General features: G+C 62.8%; 16 protein-coding genes and 1 pseudogene. 3 read left to right on the forward strand and 14 right to left on the reverse strand.

The genetic code is table 11. The features are described 5' to 3' along the window. Positions 1-6 precede the first annotated feature (6 nt). Entirely contained in the window at positions 7-693 is a 687-nt protein-coding gene (locus B2D37_RS06795) for a transglutaminase-like cysteine peptidase (RefSeq protein WP_079201998.1), read from the reverse strand. A gap of 215 nt (positions 694-908) precedes the next feature. On the opposite strand from B2D37_RS06795, the gene B2D37_RS06800 reads away from it, so the two are divergent. Then, positions 909-1,226 (forward strand): hypothetical protein, encoded by a 318-nt coding sequence (locus B2D37_RS06800; protein WP_154067055.1) that lies wholly within the window; start codon positions 909-911, stop codon positions 1,224-1,226. Positions 1,227-1,375: 149 nt separating this feature from the next. On the opposite strand, the gene B2D37_RS06805 is transcribed toward B2D37_RS06800, so the two are convergent. The 3 genes and pseudogenes from B2D37_RS06805 to B2D37_RS24100 all read right to left on the reverse strand — a co-directional run. Continuing rightward, on the reverse strand, positions 1,376-1,972 hold the full coding sequence (locus tag B2D37_RS06805; protein WP_079202000.1) for an NADPH-dependent FMN reductase: 597 nt from the start codon (positions 1,970-1,972) through the stop codon (positions 1,376-1,378). A 78-nt stretch (positions 1,973-2,050) separates the two neighbouring features. Continuing rightward, entirely contained in the window at positions 2,051-2,806 is a 756-nt protein-coding gene (locus tag B2D37_RS24095; RefSeq protein ID WP_371915443.1) for a methyl-accepting chemotaxis protein, read from the reverse strand. A gap of 150 nt (positions 2,807-2,956) precedes the next feature. Beyond that, positions 2,957-4,195: pseudogene (locus tag B2D37_RS24100) on the reverse strand (chemotaxis protein); the annotation flags it as partial. Positions 4,196-4,538: 343 nt separating this feature from the next. Between B2D37_RS24100 and B2D37_RS06815 the strand changes: the two are divergent. Continuing rightward, a complete protein-coding gene (locus B2D37_RS06815; RefSeq protein WP_079202002.1) occupies positions 4,539-5,858 on the forward strand; it encodes a Na+/H+ antiporter family protein in 1,320 nt (439 codons plus the stop codon). A gap of 123 nt (positions 5,859-5,981) precedes the next feature. Then, positions 5,982-7,043: an AI-2E family transporter gene (locus B2D37_RS06820; RefSeq protein ID WP_079202003.1), complete on the forward strand. Its 1,062-nt coding sequence runs from the start codon at positions 5,982-5,984 to the stop codon at positions 7,041-7,043. Between the two features lie 9 nt (positions 7,044-7,052). On the opposite strand, the gene nuoN is transcribed toward B2D37_RS06820, so the two are convergent. The 10 genes from nuoN to nuoE all read right to left on the reverse strand — a co-directional run bounded on the left by nuoN (position 7,053) and on the right by nuoE (position 18,945). Beyond that, positions 7,053-8,528, reverse strand: a complete 1,476-nt coding sequence (nuoN, locus tag B2D37_RS06825; protein WP_079202004.1) for an NADH-quinone oxidoreductase subunit NuoN — start codon at positions 8,526-8,528, stop codon at positions 7,053-7,055. Positions 8,529-8,533: 5 nt separating this feature from the next. Further along, positions 8,534-10,066: an NADH-quinone oxidoreductase subunit M gene (nuoM, locus tag B2D37_RS06830; RefSeq protein WP_079202005.1), complete on the reverse strand. Its 1,533-nt coding sequence runs from the start codon at positions 10,064-10,066 to the stop codon at positions 8,534-8,536. A 25-nt stretch (positions 10,067-10,091) separates the two neighbouring features. Next, a complete protein-coding gene (gene nuoL, locus B2D37_RS06835; protein WP_079202006.1) occupies positions 10,092-11,939 on the reverse strand; it encodes an NADH-quinone oxidoreductase subunit L in 1,848 nt (615 codons plus the stop codon). Continuing rightward, on the reverse strand, positions 11,936-12,244 hold the full coding sequence (gene nuoK / locus B2D37_RS06840) for an NADH-quinone oxidoreductase subunit NuoK (RefSeq protein ID WP_079204920.1): 309 nt from the start codon (positions 12,242-12,244) through the stop codon (positions 11,936-11,938). The genes nuoL and nuoK overlap by 4 nt, the downstream gene beginning before the upstream one ends. Continuing rightward, positions 12,244-12,744 carry an NADH-quinone oxidoreductase subunit J gene (gene nuoJ / locus B2D37_RS06845; protein WP_079202007.1) on the reverse strand — a complete coding sequence of 167 codons (501 nt, stop codon included), beginning with the start codon at positions 12,742-12,744 and terminating at the stop codon, positions 12,244-12,246. Before nuoJ ends, nuoK begins: the two co-directional genes overlap by 1 nt. 16 nt (positions 12,745-12,760) lie before the next feature. Continuing rightward, positions 12,761-13,309, reverse strand: a complete 549-nt coding sequence (gene nuoI / locus B2D37_RS06850) for an NADH-quinone oxidoreductase subunit NuoI (RefSeq protein ID WP_079202008.1) — start codon at positions 13,307-13,309, stop codon at positions 12,761-12,763. A gap of 10 nt (positions 13,310-13,319) precedes the next feature. Then, positions 13,320-14,300 carry an NADH-quinone oxidoreductase subunit NuoH gene (gene nuoH, locus B2D37_RS06855; protein ID WP_079202009.1) on the reverse strand — a complete coding sequence of 327 codons (981 nt, stop codon included), beginning with the start codon at positions 14,298-14,300 and terminating at the stop codon, positions 13,320-13,322. Continuing rightward, positions 14,297-17,026, reverse strand: coding sequence for an NADH-quinone oxidoreductase subunit NuoG (gene nuoG, locus B2D37_RS06860; RefSeq protein ID WP_079202010.1), 2,730 nt, complete (start codon positions 17,024-17,026; stop codon positions 14,297-14,299). Before nuoG ends, nuoH begins: the two co-directional genes overlap by 4 nt. Positions 17,027-17,107: 81 nt before the next feature. Further along, the gene (gene nuoF, locus B2D37_RS06865) at positions 17,108-18,451 is read right to left on the reverse strand and encodes an NADH-quinone oxidoreductase subunit NuoF (RefSeq protein ID WP_079202011.1); all 1,344 of its coding nucleotides are present in this window, start codon (positions 18,449-18,451) and stop codon (positions 17,108-17,110) included. After that, positions 18,448-18,945: an NADH-quinone oxidoreductase subunit NuoE gene (nuoE, locus tag B2D37_RS06870; RefSeq protein WP_079202012.1), complete on the reverse strand. Its 498-nt coding sequence runs from the start codon at positions 18,943-18,945 to the stop codon at positions 18,448-18,450. The genes nuoF and nuoE overlap by 4 nt, the downstream gene beginning before the upstream one ends.

Below are 18,945 nucleotides of genomic sequence, written 5' to 3' on the forward strand. Positions count from 1 at the left end.
TCGCCGCTAAAGATTGACCTTGCCCGCGTCTGGCAGGGCAAAGCCTTGGCCTTTCATCCTGGTCATCAGCACTTGCCAATGGGGTAGCAGTTCGGTGTTGCCAGCCACCTGCAAGGTGCTCCGCTCGAACCGGTACATGTGCGTTGGACCAAAGGCAAACTGTACCTGTAGGTCGAAGCGCTGGGTAATGGGCAGGATTTCCCTGAGCAGATTGTCCAGCAGTACGGGCGCTGCACCACTATCGGACCAGAAGCCCAGCACCATATGAGCCTGCTTGGTAGAGGCCAGGGTGGTGTAGACGAGGCGCAGGCTTTGTTCGGAGACACCGAGCAGGCGCAGGGTGAAGTATTTGGCCAGGGCGAAGTCTTCACAGTCGCCGGCACCTAGTTCGAGGGTTTCCAGCGGCGAGGCCCAATAATCGTTTTGCCCCCACAGATCTCGGTCTTCGCCAAAGCGGATGTGCTTATTGAAAAACGCGTTAACCGCCTGCAGTTTTTCCGGCTCGCTTAGTTGCATCGACTCGACGATCAATGACTGCCAGTGCTGAAGCCGCTGCGTGACCTGTACATCCCGATGTTCGCGCGGAGCGTGAGGTGCGGCTTTGGCCTCTCCCATGAGCAAACTGCCACCGAGCAGGAGGCCTGTCAGGAGCTGTCGCCGGCGATCGAGAAAAATCAATAAGAGGTCGTGCAAACGATTCTCCTGTGCTGGTGACACAACATGACCTGCCGGATGATTTTGGCAGGCTCATCCACCATAAAACCCGAGCCTATCCACGGGCAAGGTCCGTTTATCGGCTGGCGACTGCACCCGACAGGCTGCCTGGTAACAGAACGCCTCGCTAGTAATCTGAAACACGGGGGCAATGCTTTACATGGGGGGCAATGCTTTATGCGGAGGATCACACCATGACATCGATACTGCATACGACGGCACTAGCCGTATTAATGACGGCAACTGTGACCGCAGTACAGGCGAACGAAGCCGGGTTGTTGCTGGCAGAAGGTGGCAGTGACCTATTGATGGACTATCGCCTGCAGCAAGAGGCTCTGCTGAGCAATCGCGCCAGTCAGGACTCTGGCCAACGATTTGTTCAGATGCTCGAGGAACAGCCCACTGCGGCTGGTCCCGCGCTCAAGCAACAGGAGCAACAAAGCGGCGCTTCGGAAACGCGTTTCAAGTCCCCTATCCTGAGGGACAGGGCGCTGTATGGCACCCCTCATTGAACGACTGGTTGCTGTCCGAAGTAAGGGGTACTGGCATCTCGGCAGAATCGGGATGAACCACCCCTTGGCACAGGGAGGTGCCTCTCAATTGATTCGCCGGCACCCAACTCAGTGCTGCATCATGCGCCCAGTTGGTACGACTCCCTCTGTCACATGCCGTTGGCAAACGCCGGGTTGCTCATGTCGATACTTGCGCGCACCGGTTTCAGGGCGCGGGCGTATTTACCCAGGATATCCAGGTCGTAGTCGATGCGACCGCGCAGGCGCTGGTCGTCTTCGCTGCTGGGCTCGGGGGTGTTGAGGACTTTTTCGACCTGACGCACGATCAGGTGCTCGGGAACGTAGCAGAGGCGGCAGTTCTTGTAGCTGGACGCGCGCAGTTCGCTGATCGGGTAGGCGCCGCCAGCGCCAGACGATACGCCGACCAGCAGACCCGGTTTGTGCGCCAGTTCAGTCTTGCTGGCGTAGATGAAGAAGTTCTTGATGGCCGGACAGGCCATGCCGTTCCACTCGGGAGCGACTATCACGATGGCATCGGCGTTGCTCAGCTGCTTGCTGTAGAGGTTCCACGGCCCGGCGTCCTCGGCGGGCCACAGTGGCAGTGGTGCCAGCCCCAGGTCGATCACGCAGCTCAGCTCGTCGGTGGTCTGTTCGAGTTGCATCAGCCGCTGGCGCAGGAAGCGTGCCACTTTGCCGGACTGGCTGTTGTTGCGGCCGGAACCGGCAACCAAGGCGATATTGAGCATGCAGGTATTCCCTAAAAAAATTGATCACCCAGGCTAGCGGACGCAGGCCTGGGTTGCAAAGCATAGGGGACTGGCTGGTCAGACGCGGAATTGATCCATCAGGCTCTGCTGGTGGTTGGCCAGCTTGTTCAGGTTCTGGCTGATAGTCGCCGACTGATTGGCCTGCCCGGAAATGGATTCGGTGACATCACGGATGGAGGCGACGTTGCGATTGATTTCCTCGGCCACCGAACTTTGCTCCTCGGCAGCGCTGGCGATTTGCAGGTTCATGTCGGTGATCACGCTCACCGCCTGGCTGATGCGCTGCAGCACGGCCACCGCGTGGCCGACTTGCTCCACGCTGCCCTGGGCCTGGCGGTGGCTGCTATGCATGGTACTGACCACCTCGCGGGTACCTTTTTGCAGGCCTTCGATCACTTGGCGGATTTCCTCTACCGAATCCTGAGTGCGCTTGGCCAGGTTTCGTACCTCATCGGCGACTACTGCAAAACCGCGCCCGGCTTCACCGGCGCGGGCTGCTTCGATGGCGGCGTTGAGTGCGAGCAGATTGGTCTGATCGGCAATCGAGCGAATCACTTCGAGCACCGAACCAATCTGCTCGCTGCTGTTGGCCAGACCCTCGACTTCCTGCATGGCCACGTTCATTTCGTTGGCCAGCAACTCGATGGTCGAGGTGGTCTTGCCGATCACTTCGAGGCCTTCACGGCTGGCCTGGTCGGCGCTGCGTGTCGCGTCGGCGGCTTGCGCGGCGTTGTGCGCTACATCTTGAGCGGTGGCGCTCATTTCCTGGAAGGCGGTAGCGACCTGGTCGACTTCACGAAACTGCTGCTGCATACCCGCGCTGGTCTGACTGGCGATGGCAGAGGACTGGTCGGCAGTACCGCGAGCATCCTGCACGCTGCGTTTGACGTCGGCAATAATCGGCTGGAGTTTGTCGAGGAAGCGGTTAAACCAACCGGCCAACTCGCCCAGCTCGTCCTGTTTGGCGTACTCCAGGCGGCGGGTCAGGTCGCCTTCGCCACTGGCGATGTCCTTGAGCATGGCGGCCACCCCGAGAATCGGCTTGGTCACTCCGCGGGCGGTCAGCCACATCAGCAGCAGGCCGAGCAGCATAGCCACTAGACCGATCATCAGGGCTACTGCGCTGTCGCTGGTGCGCCGCTGGTCTAGCTGCTGTTCCAGTTGCAGGGCGGGGGCGAGCAGTTCCTGTTCGGGGACTTCGAGCAATACGCTCCAGGGCTTGGCCTCGGGAATCGGCTTGAACGGCTGCAGCACACGGAGCATTTCACCGTGCTGCAGTTCGGCGGTGGTGCCGCTATTGATCAACGGCAGTAACTCGCTGGCGTGCTCGCTGTAAGCCTTGTCGACTGACTTGCTGAGCAGACTGGCGTCACGACTGTGGCCGGCCAGCAATGCCGCCGGGCTGAAGATGCTGACGTGACCGGCACCGCCATAGAGCTCGCGATTGGCTTGCAGGCTCAGCTGTTGCAGGCTATCCAGGCTGATATCGAGACCGACCACGCCGATCACCTTGCCCTCCAGTTCGAGCGGGAAGGCGATGCTGGTCATCAGCACCTGCTGGCCGCCGACCTCATCGAAGTAGGGCTCGAGTACGCAGGTCTTGCCGCTGTCGCGCGGGCAGGTGTACCAGGCGTTGTAGGGGTCGCCGCTAGGGCCGGTCTTGGTGTCGTTGAGCATCTGCTCGTTCATCGACTCTGACGCCAGTTGACCCGGCTTGGCTTGCGACCAGTACAGCGAGAAACGGCCCTGGTCGTTGCTGCCCAGTTCGGCCTGATCGGCGAACAGTTCGTCCTTGCCATCCAGGCCGTTCGGTTCAAACACCAGGTACAAACCGAGCAGCGACGGATTGGCTTGCAGACTGGTGCGCACTTGCCGGGTCAGGTCTTCGCGCAGGTCGAAGGCATCGAGAAAGCGCTTTTCGGCCTGGTCGCGAAGAAACAGGATTTGCCGGGAGACACCTTTGCCGTACTGGTAGGTATCCATGAAGTAGCGCTGGATGCGGATCGCCTGCAGCTCGCCGCGTGCCTGCAGGCGCAGCTTGGCGCTGTCGGCCAGCATGCTGCTGCTGGAACTGCGCACCAGCTCGGCGCTGCGCGTGGATTGATAGAGCGAGGCACCGACCAGCAGCGTCACGATCGCCAGCAGGCACAGGCCGGCAAGCAGGGTTATTTTCCACTGGATCGAAAGACGGCTGAACGGCATGAAGTGCTCCTTACGTTGTTGTTCTACAGGTCGTCTATCGGCGCGGGTGCGGTTTTCTTGATCGAATTGACTGCATCGCGACGAGATAACTGTGGTTTGTGGGGCTGGAGGCAGAGTGAAATGCTGGAATTATGCACGACGCGATCAATATATCGCACGGGGTATTTTTGACAGCCCAGAGTGCTTGCGGCAGAGTACGCGACTTTTTCGGGCGCCACGGCGGTTGCCGGTCAGTCTTCTGCTTGGCTGCTGTGCGCCGCTGAGCATGGACACGCAGTCCGCCATCCGCCGACGCAGCCACCCATCTCGGATTTTTCCAGCAAAGCTTCATTAGGAGCGGTTCATGAATGCAGTAATCGCAGCGGTCGGCATCATGCTGGTCCTCAGCCTGTGCCGCGTGCACGTGGTGGTCGCGCTGATCGTCGGCGCACTGGCCGGTGGTGTGCTCGGCGGCTTGGGGGTGGAAGGCTCGCTGGCGGCGTTCAATCGGGGACTTGGCGGCGGTGCTACGGTGGCGCTGTCCTATGCCTTGCTCGGTGCCTTTGCCGTGGCCATCGCCAAGTCCGGCCTGGCTCATGCGCTGGCCGACAAGGCCCTGGCTCTGGTCGGCCAGCAGGATGCGCAGGGCGGAGGATTGCTCAAGTGGCTGTTGATCGCATTGCTGCTGGCGGTGGCGATTGCCTCGCAGAACGTGCTGCCGATCCACATCGCCTTCATTCCGCTATTGGTGCCACCGCTGCTCTATGTGTTGAGCAAGCTGCAACTGGATCGCCGGCTGATCGCCTGCGTGCTGACCTTTGGCCTGATTACGCCCTATATGTTCCTGCCGGTCGGCTTTGGCGGCATCTTCCTCAATCAAATCCTCCTGGCTAATGTGGCCAAGGCCGGGGTGGATGTGACCGGGATCAGCATCACCGAGGCCATGGCGATTCCGGCGCTGGGCATGCTGTTCGGCCTGTTGGTGGCGGTGTTGTTCAGCTATCGCAAGAAACGCGTCTATGACCTGGCGAAGATCGAGCAGGCCGAGCGTATCGACGTGGCCTACAACCCGCTGAGTCTGCTGGTGGCCGCTGTGGCGATTGGCGCGGCCTTCGTCGTGCAGTTGTGGCTGGATTCGATGATCATCGGTGCCCTGGTCGGCTTCGTGATCTTTTCGGTGTCCGGGGTGGTGCGCTGGAAAGAGGCCGAAGGCCTGTTCACCGAGGGCATGAAGATGATGGCGATGATCGGCTTCATCATGATCGCCGCCGCCGGTTTTGCCGAGGTTATGAAGGCCACCGGCGAGGTGGAAACCCTGGTCGACAGCGCTGCCGAGTTGGTGGGGCAGGACAAGGCCATCGGCGCATTGCTGATGCTGCTGGTCGGCCTGCTGGTGACCATGGGCATCGGCTCGTCGTTCTCCACGGTGCCGATCATCGCCGCGATCTTCGTGCCGCTGGGTGTGCAGCTGGGTTTCAGTCCGTTGGCCATCGTCAGCATCGTCGGTACTGCCGGCGCCCTGGGCGATGCCGGTTCGCCGGCCTCGGACTCGACCCTCGGGCCGACCTCGGGGCTGAATGTCGACGGCCAGCACAACCATATCTGGGACAGCGTGGTGCCGACCTTCTTGCACTACAACCTGCCGCTGCTGGTGTTCGGCTGGGTCGCGGCGATGGTGCTGTAAGTCAATGTAGACCGCTTGGGTTGGGCGTTTGGTCGACAAATAGCTAAGCCTGCCGGCGCTGGGCTGGCACTTGACGGCTATTCTGCTGACTAAACAGAAATATCCTTATGCCAGTACTCAGCCATGTTGCCGCCTAGCATTGAACAAAAGACCTTCCTGATCCTGTTGGTCGGCGCGACCCTGGCCTTCGGCTGGCTGCTCCTGCCGTACTACGGTGCGCTGTTCTGGGCAGTGGTACTGGCGGTAGTGTTCGGCCCGGTGCAGCGGCGTCTGGTGCTGCGCATGGACGGTCGGGGCAACCTGTCGGCGCTGCTCACCCTGATTATCTGCCTGCTGGTCGCGGTGCTGCCGGTGATCGTGATAACCGGCATGTTGGTCCAGGAAGGGGGCTCCATCTACCAGCGGCTCGAGTCCGGGGAACTCGATATCGGCATGTATGTGGCACAGCTGAAGGATATGCTGCCGCCGTTCCTGCAACGTCTGCTCGACAGTGTCGGCATGGGCAACTTCGATGACCTGCGCGAGCGAATCGCCAGTGCTGCCCTGGAGGTTAGCCAGTTCCTCGCCACCAAGGCCTTCGACATCGGCCAGGGCACCTTTCACTTTGTGGTCAGTTTCTTCGTGATGCTCTACCTGCTGTTCTTCTTCCTGCGCGATGGCCCGGAGCTGACCCGCAAGCTGCGCATGGCGATTCCGTTGGGTGCCACGGAAAAGCGTCGCCTACAGGTCAAGTTCACCTGTGTGGTGCGTGCCACGATGAAGGGCAATATTGTCGTGGCGATTATCCAGGGCGCTGTTGGCGGGCTGATCTTTTTGCTGTTGGGTATCCCCAGCCCATTGCTCTGGGGAGTGCTGATGGCATTTCTGTCCCTGTTACCAGCTGTGGGTTCGAGCATCCTCTGGGCGCCTATCGCCGCTTACCTGCTGCTCAGTGGCAGCATCTGGCGAGGGCTGGCGCTGGTGCTCTGCGGGGTCTTCGTGATTGGCCTGGTGGACAACGTCCTGCGTCCGCTATTGATCGGCAAGGACACCAAGATGCCGGATTATCTGGTGCTGATCTCCACCCTCGGTGGGCTGACATTGTTCGGCCTCAACGGTTTTGTCATTGGCCCTCTGATCGCCGCTCTGTTCATCGCCACCTGGGATCTGTACGCCAGTGACAAGATCACCATCAATCTGCCCTGAACCAAGCGTTTACCGGATGAGCCCCGTCAGCCCCGCGTTTAGCACCAAATCCAGCAGCGGTTGCGGATACACGCCAAGGAAGAACGCCAGCAGAGCGACGACCAGCAGCATGATGCCGCCCGCACGCTGGCCCCAGTTGAATGGCGCATCGTGGCGGCGCAGGTTGGGTTCGACCATGAACAGGGTGACCACCACCCGCAGGTAATAGAACACCCCGATCGCGCTACCGATTACCAGGGCGCCGAGCAGCCACCAGAGCTCGGCTTGTACGCCTACGGTGATGATGTAGAACTTGCCGATGAAGCCCGCGGTCAGCGGAATGCCCGCCAGCGACAGCATCATCACCGTGAGCACGGCGGTCAGGTAGGGACGGCGCCAGAACAGCCCGCGGTATTCGTAGAGCGCATCGCAGTCGCGGCCGTTGTAGGGCGTGGACATCAGGGTGACCACGCCGAAGGCGCCGAGTACGGTCAGCACGTAGGTGACCAGGTACACGCCGACCGCTTCGACCGCCAGGCCCTCGCTGGCGATCAGGGCGACCAACAGATAGCCGAAGTGGGCAATCGAAGAGTAGCCGAGCAGGCGCTTGAGGTTGTTTTGCAGCAGGGCCAGCAGGTTGCCGAAGAGGATCGAGGCGACTGCGATTACTGCCAGTAGATCGTGCAGCGCCGGGCTCGCGGCGGCGGGTGAAAGCTGGAACAGGCGCAGCAGCACGGCGAACACGGCGACCTTGCTGGCCGTGGCGAGAAAGGCCGCAACCGGTGCTGGCGCGCCTTCGTAAACATCCGGTGTCCACAGATGAAAGGGCACCAGCGACAGCTTGAACGCCAGGGCGACCAGCATCAGGGCCATGCCCAACTGCACCAGCGGCCCAGGCTGCGCGGCTGGCGCCAGGATGGTGCCGATCCCGGCAAAGCTCAGGCTGCCTGCATCGGCATACAGCAAGGCCATGCCGAACAACAGGAACGTTGATCCAGCGGCCGACAGCACCATGTACTTGAGGCCCGCCTCCAGCGAGCGCTTGTTGAAAAAGGCATAGGCCACCAGCCCGTAAGTCGGTAGCGAGAGCAGCTCCAGGCCAATGAATAAGCTGGCCAGGTGCTGCGCGCTGACCAGCACCAAGCCGCCTGCGGCGGCAATTAGCATCAGCAGGTAGAGCTCTTCGCGGTTACCTGGGTAGCCCTTACCCTGTTTCTCGCCGAGGTAGGCGTGGGCCAGGGTGAGGCAGGCGAGGGTGGCAACCAGTATCAGGGCCATATAGAAGCAGGCGAAACGATCCACCATCAGCAGCCCGGTGACCTGCAGCGGGGCGACCTGCAGCGCGGGCAGCAGTGACAGCAAGGCCAGGTTGAGGCCGATCACCGAGAGCACGAAACTCTGGGTATGGCTGCGCCGCCAGGCGATCCCGAGCATCACCAGCACGGCGGTGGCGCTGGTGACCAGCAGCGGCAGCAAGGCGATGAAATGATTCAGGGTCAGGTCCATGTGCGCTACCGGGCCGAAAGCAGTTGAGAGAAGGCCGTGGCCAGCCATTGCTGGACGCCGTGCATGCTCGCCGCCGAGGTGTCCAACACCGGCTGCGGATAGACCCCGAGTAGCAGCAACAAGCCAATCAGGCCGAGCATCATGCTCAGCTCGCGGCCACCCAACCCGCGCAGCGCTTCCTCGGCCTTGGCCGGGCCATAGAACGCACGCTGGATCATGATCAACGAGTACACCGAGGCCAGCACCAGACCGCCGGTGGCGATCACGGTGACCAGCGGGGCGACCTTGAAGGCGCCGAGCAGAATCAGGAATTCGCCGACGAAGTTGCCGGTACCGGGCAAGCCCAGCGAGGCGGCGGCGAAGAACAGCATCACCCCCGGCAGATAATTCAGCCGGCCCCACAGGCCGCCCATCAGGCGCAGGTCGCGGGTGTGCAGGCGTTCATAAAGCTGGCCGCAGAGGATGAACAGCGCCGCAGCGGAGAGGCCATGGGCGAGCATCTGGATCACCACGCCTTGCAGCGCCAGCTGAGTGCCGGAATAGATGCCGATCAACACGAAGCCCATGTGCGACACGCTGGTGTAGGCAATCAGCCGTTTGATGTCGGTCTGGGCAAAGGCCAGCAGGGCGCCATAGACGATGCCCAGTACTCCGAGGCCCATGGCGATCGGGGCGAACTCGGCCGAGGCATTGGGGAACAGCGGTATGCCGAAGCGCAGCAGGCCGTAGGCCGCGGTTTTCAGCAGGATCCCGGCCAGATCGACGGAGCCGGCGGTGGGAGCCTGGGCGTGGGCATCCGGCAGCCAGGAGTGCAGCGGTACCACCGGTAACTTGACCGCGAAGGCGATAAAAAACCCGAGCATCAGGGTGTATTCGACTGCCGGATCCAGCTTGGTTTGCAGCAGCCGGGCGTAGTCGAAGGTCAGCACGCCACTGCTGTGGAAGTTGGCGAATACCAGGCCGAGAATCGCCACCAGCATGATCAGGCCGCTGGCCTGGGTGTAGATGAAGAATTTGGTCGCCGCATTGATCCGCGAGGTCTTGCCGTCGGCCGCACTGTGGCCCCACAGAGCGATGAGGAAGTACATGGGGACCAGCATCATTTCCCAGAAGAAGAAGAACAGGAACAGATCCAGGGCCAGGAACACGCCGATTACGCCGCCGAGAATCCACATCAGGTTGAGGTGGAAAAAGCCGACGCGCTGCTGGATTTCCTGCCAGGAACAGAGCACCGAAAGCACCCCGAGCAGACCGGTGAGCAGGATCATCAGCAGCGACAGGCCGTCCAGCGCCAGGTGCAGGCTGATACCGAAGCGCGAAATCCACGGATACTTGAACTCCAGCTCCCAGGCCGGCTCGCGGCCGCCGCCCGGTGCCAATTGGAAGTCGCCCTGCTGCCACAACCACAGGCCGATAAGCAGTACCAACAGCATGGTCAGCAACGCCAGCCAGCGCGGCAGGGTGCTGCTATGACGCTCGGCCAACCAGCAGAGCAGGCCGCCGATAAAGGGAATCAGGACCAGCCAGGGCAGAATCACGTGGTCACGCTCCTTGGTTGCATGATCAGAGCACCTTCAACAGGGCGAGCAGCAGTACGCCGCCGGCAACCAGGGTTGCGGTATACCAGCGTAACTGGCCGGTCTGGCTGCGGCTGAGTAACAGGTGCAGGACCCGGGCCAGGCGCGGCAACAGGCCGATGCTGCGGTCGAACGGATCACGCCGCAGCACCCGGCAGAGCCACAGGTAGGGCTTGACGAACAGTCGGTCGTAGAGCCAGTCGAAGCCCCAGGCGGCGAACCACCAGGCACTGAAGAACCGCCCTGGCGCACTGGCGGCCAGACGCCTGACCAGCCCGCGCTGGCCGAGAAACAGGGCTGCGGCAGCAGCGATGCCCAGCATCGCGATCAGGCCGGAGAACAGTTCCAGGCCGTGTTTACCTTCGCCCCCGGCATGCCCGACGCTGTCTGGCAGCACCCCGGCCAGTGGCGGCTCGATCAGCGCACCGACGAAGGTCGACAACAGCATCAACAGCGTCAGCGGCAGCCAGTAGGCGATGCCCTTGCCCGCATGGGCCTCGGTCTGTTGCGGGCCGTGGAAGACGATGAAAATCAGGCGGAAGGTATACAACGAGGTCAGCACGGCGCCGAGCAGACCGGCCAGCAGCAGCTGCTGGTTACCGCTGGCCAGGGCTTCCCAGAGGATTTCATCCTTGGAGTAGAAGCCGGCCGTGACCAGGGGTAGGGCGGCCAATGCCGAGCCGCCGACCAGAAAGCACAGGTAGGCCAACGGCAGGGGCTTGCGCAGTCCACCCATCTTGAAGATGTTCTGCTCATGGTGGCAGGCGACGATTACCGCGCCAGCGGTGAGGAACAGCAGGGCCTTGAAGAAGGCATGGGTCATCAGGTGGAAAATCGCCGCCTGCCAGGCGCCAACGCCGAGCGCGAGGAACATGTAGCCGATCTGGCTCATGGTCGAGTAGGCGAGAATGCGCTTGATGTCGGTTTGCACCAGGGCGGCGCAACCGGCCAGCAGCAGGGTTACGCCGCCGATCATGCCGACCAGCCCCAGGGTCAGGGGCGTCAGGCTGAACAAGCCATGACAGCGGGCGATCAGGTAGACCCCGGCGGTGACCATGGTCGCCGCGTGGATCAGCGCGGAGACCGGGGTCGGCCCGGCCATTGCGTCGGCCAGCCAGGTCTGCAAGGGCAGTTGCGCCGACTTGCCCACCGCGCCGCCGAGCAGCAGCAGGGTCGCGGTGGTTAACAGCGGATCGCCACTGGCGAATTTCTGCGGGGCCAGCAGCAGTATTTCCTGGATATTCAGGGTGCCGAAGGCATGGAACAACACGAACAGGCCCAGGGCCATGAACACATCGCCGATGCGGGTGACGATAAAGGCCTTGAGCGCCGCGCCGCCGTTGGCCGGGTTACGGTAGTAGAAGCCGATCAGCAAGTAGCTGCACAGGCCCACGCCTTCCCAGCCGAAGTACAGCAGCAGCAGGTTGTCGCCGAGCACCAGCAACAACATGCTGGCGATAAACAGGTTCATGTAGGCGAAGAACCGCGAATAGCCTTCCTCGCCGCGCATGTACCAGGAGGCAAACAGATGGATCAGAAAGCCCACGCCGGTGACCACGCCGAGCATGGTCAGCGACAAACCATCCAGATGCAGGGCGAAGCGCGGGGTAAAGCCATCTACCGCCAGCCACTGCCATAACACCTGCACATGGATTCCCGCAGCCGGTGTGGCCGTGAGAAATTGCCAGCCGGCGAACAGGCTGAATAGTGCGGCCAGACCCACCGAACCAACGCCGATCAGCGCCGTGAGCTGTTCCGGGAAGCGCCCACGGGAGAAAGCCAGCAGGCAAAAACCCAACAGGGGAAACAGCAGCGTCAGGTAGAGAAGGTTCATCCGTGCATCTCACTGGCAGCGTCGATGTCCAGGGTGTGAAAACGGCGGTACAGCTGCAGCAACATGGCCAGGCCGACGGCCGCCTCGGCAGCCGCCAGGGTGATTACCAGGATGAACATCACTTGGCCATCGGCCTGCGCCCAGCGACTGCCGGCGACGATAAAGGCCAGGCCGGCGGCGTTCATCATGATTTCCAGGCTCATCAGGACGAAGAGGATGTTGCGCCGAACCATCAGGCCGACCAGGCCCAGGCAGAACAGCACCCCTGCCAGCGCCAGGCCGTGTTCCAGCGGAATGGAGCTGATCATGGCTGCGCCTCGGATCGACCCAGGTGGAAGGCGACGACCAGTGCCGCCAGGAGCAGTAGGGACGCCAGTTCGACCACCAACAGGTACGGGCCGAACAAGCTGATACCGACGGCCTTGGCCGCCACTGTCTGGCTGCCCAGTACGGCGCCACTAGGTGTGCCGAACAGCGTGTAGAGCAACTCGCCGAGCAGCAATAACGCCAGCAGCGCCGGCCCCAGCCAGATGCCCGGGGTCAGCCAGTGGCGCTCCTGTTCGATGGCCGCCGGGCCGAGGTTGAGCATCATCACCACGAAGACGAACAGCACCATGATCGCCCCCGCGTAGACGATGACCTCCAGGGCGCCGGCGAAAGGCGCGCCGAGGGCGAAAAAACACATCGCCACCGCCAGCAGCGAGATGATCAGGTAGAGCAAGGCGTGCATCGGATTGCGGTTACTGATCACTCGCAAGGTCGCGAGCACCGCGATACCGGCAGCGAAATAGAAGGCGAACTCCATCAGCGGCTCCTCGGCATCATGGCAACAACCCCTTGACGTTGACCGGCTCGGCCTCGTTTTGCGCCGCGCCTTTGGGTTTTCCAGCGATGGCCAGGCCGGCGATACGGTAGAAGTTGTAATCCGGGTACTTGCCGGGGCCGGCGATCAACAGATCGTCCTTCTCGTACACCAGTTCCTGGCGCTTGAACTCGGCCATCTCGAAGTCTGGGGTCAGCTGGATGGCGTTGGTCGGACAGGCCTCTTCGCACAAACCGCAGAAAATGCAGCGCGAAAAGTTGATGCGGAAGAACTCGGGATACCAGCGGCCATCGGCGCTTTCCGCCTTCTGCAGGGAGATGCAGGCCACCGGACAGGCCACCGCGCAGAGGTTGCAGGCCACGCAGCGCTCCTCGCCGTCCGGGTCGCGGGTCAGCACGATGCGACCGCGATAACGCGGCGGCAGGTACACCGGCTCCTCGGGATATTGCAGGGTGTCGCGCTTGCGCCAAGCATGGGCAAAGATCATTGCCAGGCTGCGCAACTGGGTGAAGGTGCCATGCAGGATGTGCCAGATATAGCTGAACATACTGGTCTCCCTAGTCGGCGGCGGCCAGCACCAAAGCGCCGGTCACCAACAGGTTGAGCAGGGTCAGAGGCAGGCAGAAGACCCAGCTGAAGCTCATCACCTGGTCATAGCGCGGCCGCGGGATGGCGGCGCGCAGGAGGATGAACAGCATGATGAAGAATCCGGTCTTCAGGACGAACCAGGCGAATGGCGGCAGCAGCGGACCATGCCAGCCGCCGAAGAACAGGGTCACCAGCAGCGCCGAGATCAGCACGATGCCGATGTATTCGCCGACGAAGAACATGCCCCATTTCATCCCGGCGTATTCGATGTGATAGCCGTCGGCCAGTTCCTGTTCGGCTTCCGGCTGGTCGAACGGGTGGCGGTGGGTGACCGCCACTCCGGCAATGAAGAAGGTACAGAAACCGAGAAATTGCGGAATGATGAACCACAGGTGCTGGTGTTGGTATTCGACGATGTCGCGCAGGTTGAACGACCCGGCCTGGGCCACCACGCCCATCAGCGCCAGGCCCATGAACACTTCGTAGGACACCGTCTGCGCCGAGGCGCGCAGGCTGCCGAGCAGGGCGAACTTGTTGTTGCTGGCCCAGCCGGCGAACAGCACTGCATACACCGACAAACCGGCCATGGCGAAGAAGAACAGCAAACCAATATTAAGGTCGGCCACGCCCCAGGTCGGGGTGATCGGCACCACCACGAAGGCGATCAGCAGCGCGCTCATGGCCATAACCGGCGCCAGGGTGAAGATGAATCTGTCGGCGAACGGCGGCGTCCAGTCTTCCTTGAAGAACATCTTGAGCATGTCCGCGGCGATCTGGAACATGCCGAAAGGGCCAACTCGATTGGGTCCGTAACGATCCTGCCAGAGACCCAGCAGGCGTCGCTCGACCCAGCTGAGCAGGGCACCGCAAATCACCACGCTGAGCAGAATCACCACGGCCTTGAGTACCGCGAGCACGATCGCGAGCAACTCGGGTGTCAACCAGTTCATGGCGTCGCCTCCTGCAGCGCAGTTACCACGGCGCCAGCGATCACTGCCGGAATCCCGGGCAAACCGACAGGCAGGCCGATCAGGCCAGTAGCCAACTCGTCACACACGCGCAACGGCAGGCGCAGTAGCTGACCGTCGAGGGTAAGCGCGACTAGCGCGCCGTCACCAAGGCCGAGGCGCTCGGCGTCGACCTCGCCCAACGCCACATAGGGCTGCGGGATGCGCGTCTGCAGCGGCGCGGCGCGGGCGGAGGTTTCTTCACTGCCGAACAGGTGATGCAAGGGCACGGCCTGCCAGGTGCCAGGTGCCGGCTCGAACGCGGCGGGCACGCCGAACCAGGGCAGCGCTTGACCCTTTGCCTCGATCAGGCGCACGCCCGGATCGCCAGCGCGAAGATGGCCGCCGACTTCGTCCTGGAATTTGTTCCACGCCTGCGGCGAGTTCCAGCCGGGTGACCAGGCAAAGGGAATCTGCTGGCGGTGTTCCTGACTGCCGGAATAACCTTCCATGGAAAAGGCCAGAGCCGAGTCCTGATCCTGCGGCTGGCGTGGCTCATGCACGCTGATATTGGCGCGCATGGCGGTGCGCCCGCTGTAGCGCAAGGGTTCGCGCGCCAGCTTGAGGCCTTTGATGCGGAACGAGGCATTCGGCGCGGCTTCGCCAATTCGGGCCAGCAGCCTGTTGCTAGCGGCACAGGCGGCGGTGACTTCATCCAGTTGGGTCCAGTCGACCGGCTTGCTGAGCAGGGTGCTGTGCAGCGCATGCAGCCAGCGCCAGCTTTCGCGCACCAGCACCTTGGCGTCGTAATAGGTGGGGTCAAATACCTGGAAAAAGCGCTGGGCGCGGCCTTCCTGGCTGACCAGGGTGCCGTCGGCTTCGGCAAAACTGGCCGCGGGCAGCAGCAGGTGAGCTTTGGCGGTGGTGGCCGTGTGTTGATGATCGGCGACTATCACCAGCTTGGCGGCCTGCAGCGCGGCGTCGACCCTGGCGCTGGCAGCGCGGCGGTAGAGGTCGTTTTCCAGCACCACCACGGCATCGGCCTGACCGCTGCTCAGGGTCAGCAAGGCGGCGTCCAGCGATTTTTCTTCTAGCTGTTCACCCAGCAGCAGCGCCAGGCCCAGGCTGTTGGCTTCCGCCACGACCAGGCTGATGGAGGCGTTTTTGCCCCGGTTGCGCAAGGCACTGGCGATATTCGCGGCCGCCTCAAGCAGCGCGGTGCAGCCCAGGGAGGCGCCGCAGACCAGCAAGGGGCGCTCGGCGTCGAGCAGGGCCGCGGCGATGCGCTGCGCCAGGTCGACGGCGTCGCCTGGCAAGCCCAGTACCGCTGGCGCGTTTGGGTCGATGGCGTGGGCCACGGCGCAGCCCAGGCGCGCCAGGTCGGTTGGGGCGGCATGCACGCACTCGGCGGCGATGTCATCCAGGCGAGTGGCCGTGACGCTGGCGATAAACAACGGGTGCAATGCCCGTTGGCCAACATTCTGCACGGCGGCATTGTGCCATGGCGCAATGTTCATCGCGGCGGCCATGGCAGTGGCCTTGCCTTTCACCGCCTGGCGCAGGGCCAACGCGAGCCGGGCGGCGGTCTGGGTCAGATCTTCGCCGAGGATGAACACGGCATCGTGGCTTTCCACGTCGCGCAGGGTCGGTGCCGGCAGCGGCCCGTTCAGCAGCAGATCGCGGATCAGGCGCAGGTTCTCCAGTTCTGCGGCGCCAATGCCGCAATAGTAGTTTGCGCTGCCGACCAGCTCACGCAGGGCGAAGTTGCTCTCCAGACTGGCGCGGGGCGAGCCAATGCCGATCACCTTGCGCGGCTTGAGCAACGCCGCAGCCTGATCGAGGGCCGAGTCGAGGCCCATCTTCATCTTGCTCAGCATCATCATCGGCTGGCGCGGGCGGTCTGCGCGGTTGACATGGCCATAGCCGAAACGCCCACGGTCGCAGAGAAAGTACTGATTCACCGCGCCATTGAAGCGGTTTTCGATACGCCGGATCTCGCCGTAGCGCTCGCCGGGACTGATGTTGCAGCCAAGCGAGCAGCCATGGCAGATGCTCGGAGCGAACTGCATGTCCCACTTGCGGTTGTAGCGGGCCGAGTGGGTCTTGTCGGTGAACACCCCGGTCGGACAGACCTCGGTGAGGTTGCCGGAGAACTCGCTTTCCAGCACCCCGTCCGTTACGCGGCCGAAATACAGATTTTCATGGGCGCCATACACGCCCAGGTCGCTGCCGCCGGCGTAGTCCTGGTAGTAGCGCACGCAGCGGTAGCAGGCGATGCAGCGGTTCATTTCGTGGCCGATGAAGGGGCCCAAGTCCTGGTTCTGGTGAGTGCGTTTGCTGAAACGGTAACGCCGGCGGTTGTGCCCGCTCATCACCGTCATGTCCTGCAGGTGGCAGTGGCCGCCTTCCTCGCATACCGGGCAGTCATGCGGGTGATTGGTCATCAGCCACTCGACCACGCTGGCGCGGAACTGGCGGGCTTCCTCGTCGTCGATGGAAATCCAGCTGTTGTCGCTGGCCGGGGTCATGCAGGACATCACCAGGCGCCCACGCGTATCGTTCTCGTCGCTGAACTGCTTGACCGCGCACTGCCGGCAGGCGCCCACGCTGCCGAGCGCCGGATGCCAGCAGAAATAGGGAATATCCAGCCCCAGCGACAGGCAGGCCTGGAGCAGGTTAGCCGCACCATCGACTTCGAATGCTTTGCCGTCTACGTGAATAGTGGCCATTTCTTCAGTCTTCTTATGCCCATGGGAGTGGGCGGGCTAAGGTCATCGTTGCTGCGCCTGCGGCCTGCGCCGCCCATGCTGTTACACACCGAGCGCCTGGTTGGTCGGGGTCAGGGGCGTTGTGGCAATCCCCGCCTCGAATTCTTCACGAAAATACTTGAGTGCACTGGCCAGCGGCTCCACAGCGCCCGGGGCATGGGCGCAGAAGGTCTTGCCTGGGCCGAGGAAGTTGCACAGTTGTTCGAGGATTTCGAGATCGCCGGGTTGGCCCTGGCCGCATTCCAGCGCGCTGAGCAGCTTGACGCTCCAGGGCAGACCATCGCGGCAGGGGGTGCAGAAACCGCAGGATTCGCGGGCGAAGAACACCTCCATATTGCGCAGCAGGCCGACCATATTGACGCTGTCGTCCAGCGCCATGGCCAGACCGGTGCCCAGGCGCGTGCCGACTTTGGCGATGCCGGTGCTACACATCGGCGCATCCAGATGCTCGGGCAGCAGGAAGCCGGTGCCGGCACCGCCCGGCTGCCAGGCTTTTAGCCGATAGCCGTCGCGCATGCCGCCGGCGTAGTCCTCCAGCAGCTCACGTGCCGGGATGCCGAAGGGCAACTCCCAGAGTCCGGGGTGCCTCACCTTGCCGGAGAAACCCAGCAGCTTGCTGCCCATGTCTTCACTGCCGGAGCGGGCCAGGGCCTTGTACCAGTCGACGCCGTTGCCGATGATCGCCGGCACGTTGCACAAGGTCTCGACGTTGTTGACGCAGGTCGGCTTGCCCCAAACCCCGACGGCGGCCGGGAAGGGCGGCTTGGCCCGCGGGTTGGCGCGGCGCCCTTCGAGAGAGTTGATCAGCGCGGTTTCTTCGCCGCAGATATAGCGACCGGCGCCGCTGTGCACCAGCAGCTCGAAGTCGAAGCCGCTACCGAGGATATTGCGCCCGAGCAGGCCGGCCGCCTCGGCCTCGGCGATGGCGCGCTTGAGGTGCCGTGCGCAATCGACGTATTCGCCGCGCAGGAAGATATAGCCACGATAGGCCTTGAGCGCGCAGGCGCTGATCAGCATGCCTTCGATCAGCAGGTGCGGCAGCTGCTCCATCAGCAGGCGATCCTTGTAGGTGTTGGGCTCCATCTCGTCGGCGTTGCACAGCAGGTAGCGTTGGTTCTGTGTGTCGTCTTGGGGCATCAGCCCCCACTTCACCCCGGTGGGGAAGCCGGCGCCGCCACGGCCCTTGAGGCCGCTGTCCTTGACCTGTTGGGTGATCTGCTCCGGGCTGAACTGAGCGAGCGCCTTGCGCGCGGCGGCATAACCGTTCTGGCGGACGTATTCATCGAGCCAGACCGGTTCGCCGTCGTCCCGCAGGCGCCAGGTCAGTGGCTGGTTTTCAGCGCTGCGCGGGCTGTGGTTGGCGGTACTGAAGGAGACGCAGCTCATGGGTAGCGCTCCAGTAGCTGGGCCACATTGCCGGCATCCAGGTGGCTGTAGGTGTCGTCGTCGATCATCAGGGTCGGCGCCTTGTCACAGTTGCCCAGGCAGCACACCGGCAGCAGGGTGAAGCGGTTGTCGGCGCTGGTTTCACCGAGGCCGATGCCGAGCCGTTGCTGCAACGTGGCCTGGATCGCCTCATGGCCCTGGAGATAGCAGACCATGCTGTCGCACAGGCGAATGATGTGGCGGCCCACCGGCTGGCGAAAAATCTGGCTGTAGAAGGTGGCTACGCCTTCCACGTCGCTGGCCGGGATGCCGAGCATCTCGCCAATGGCAGGAATTGCGCCGTCCGGCACCCAACCGCGCTGCTGCTGGACGATTTTCAGCGCCTCGATGGACGCCGCGCGGGGGTCTTCGTAATGCGCAAGTTCGTGTTCGATGGCCATGCGTTCGCTGGCGCTGAGGATGAAACGGTCGGTTTGGATCAACGAGTCAGTCAT

This window comes from Pseudomonas sp. CC6-YY-74 (assembly GCF_002025205.1).
GTDB classification, from domain to species: domain Bacteria; phylum Pseudomonadota; class Gammaproteobacteria; order Pseudomonadales; family Pseudomonadaceae; genus Aquipseudomonas; species Aquipseudomonas paeninsulae.

What these genes read in the sequence shown, in the direction of transcription:
- nuoG (WP_079202010.1), bottom strand. Translation starts at nt 17,026, where the DNA reads ATGGCCACTATTCACGTAGACGGCAAAGCATTCGAAGTCGATGGTGCG.
- B2D37_RS24095 (WP_371915443.1), bottom strand. Translation starts at nt 2,806, where the DNA reads ATGCAGCAGCAGTTTCGTGAAGTCGACCAGGTCGCTACCGCCTTCCAG.
- nuoJ (WP_079202007.1), bottom strand. Translation starts at nt 12,744, where the DNA reads ATGGAGTTCGCCTTCTATTTCGCTGCCGGTATCGCGGTGCTCGCGACC.
- B2D37_RS06805 (WP_079202000.1), bottom strand. Translation starts at nt 1,972, where the DNA reads ATGCTCAATATCGCCTTGGTTGCCGGTTCCGGCCGCAACAACAGCCAG.
- B2D37_RS06815 (WP_079202002.1), top strand. Translation starts at nt 4,539, where the DNA reads ATGAATGCAGTAATCGCAGCGGTCGGCATCATGCTGGTCCTCAGCCTG.
- nuoE (WP_079202012.1), bottom strand. Translation starts at nt 18,945, where the DNA reads ATGACTGACTCGTTGATCCAAACCGACCGTTTCATCCTCAGCGCCAGC.
- B2D37_RS06820 (WP_079202003.1), top strand. Translation starts at nt 5,982, where the DNA reads ATGTTGCCGCCTAGCATTGAACAAAAGACCTTCCTGATCCTGTTGGTC.
- nuoH (WP_079202009.1), bottom strand. Translation starts at nt 14,300, where the DNA reads ATGAACTGGTTGACACCCGAGTTGCTCGCGATCGTGCTCGCGGTACTC.
- nuoL (WP_079202006.1), bottom strand. Translation starts at nt 11,939, where the DNA reads ATGAACCTTCTCTACCTGACGCTGCTGTTTCCCCTGTTGGGTTTTTGC.
- nuoI (WP_079202008.1), bottom strand. Translation starts at nt 13,309, where the DNA reads ATGTTCAGCTATATCTGGCACATCCTGCATGGCACCTTCACCCAGTTG.
- B2D37_RS06800 (WP_154067055.1), top strand. Translation starts at nt 909, where the DNA reads ATGACATCGATACTGCATACGACGGCACTAGCCGTATTAATGACGGCA.
- nuoN (WP_079202004.1), bottom strand. Translation starts at nt 8,528, where the DNA reads ATGGACCTGACCCTGAATCATTTCATCGCCTTGCTGCCGCTGCTGGTC.
- nuoF (WP_079202011.1), bottom strand. Translation starts at nt 18,451, where the DNA reads ATGAGCTGCGTCTCCTTCAGTACCGCCAACCACAGCCCGCGCAGCGCT.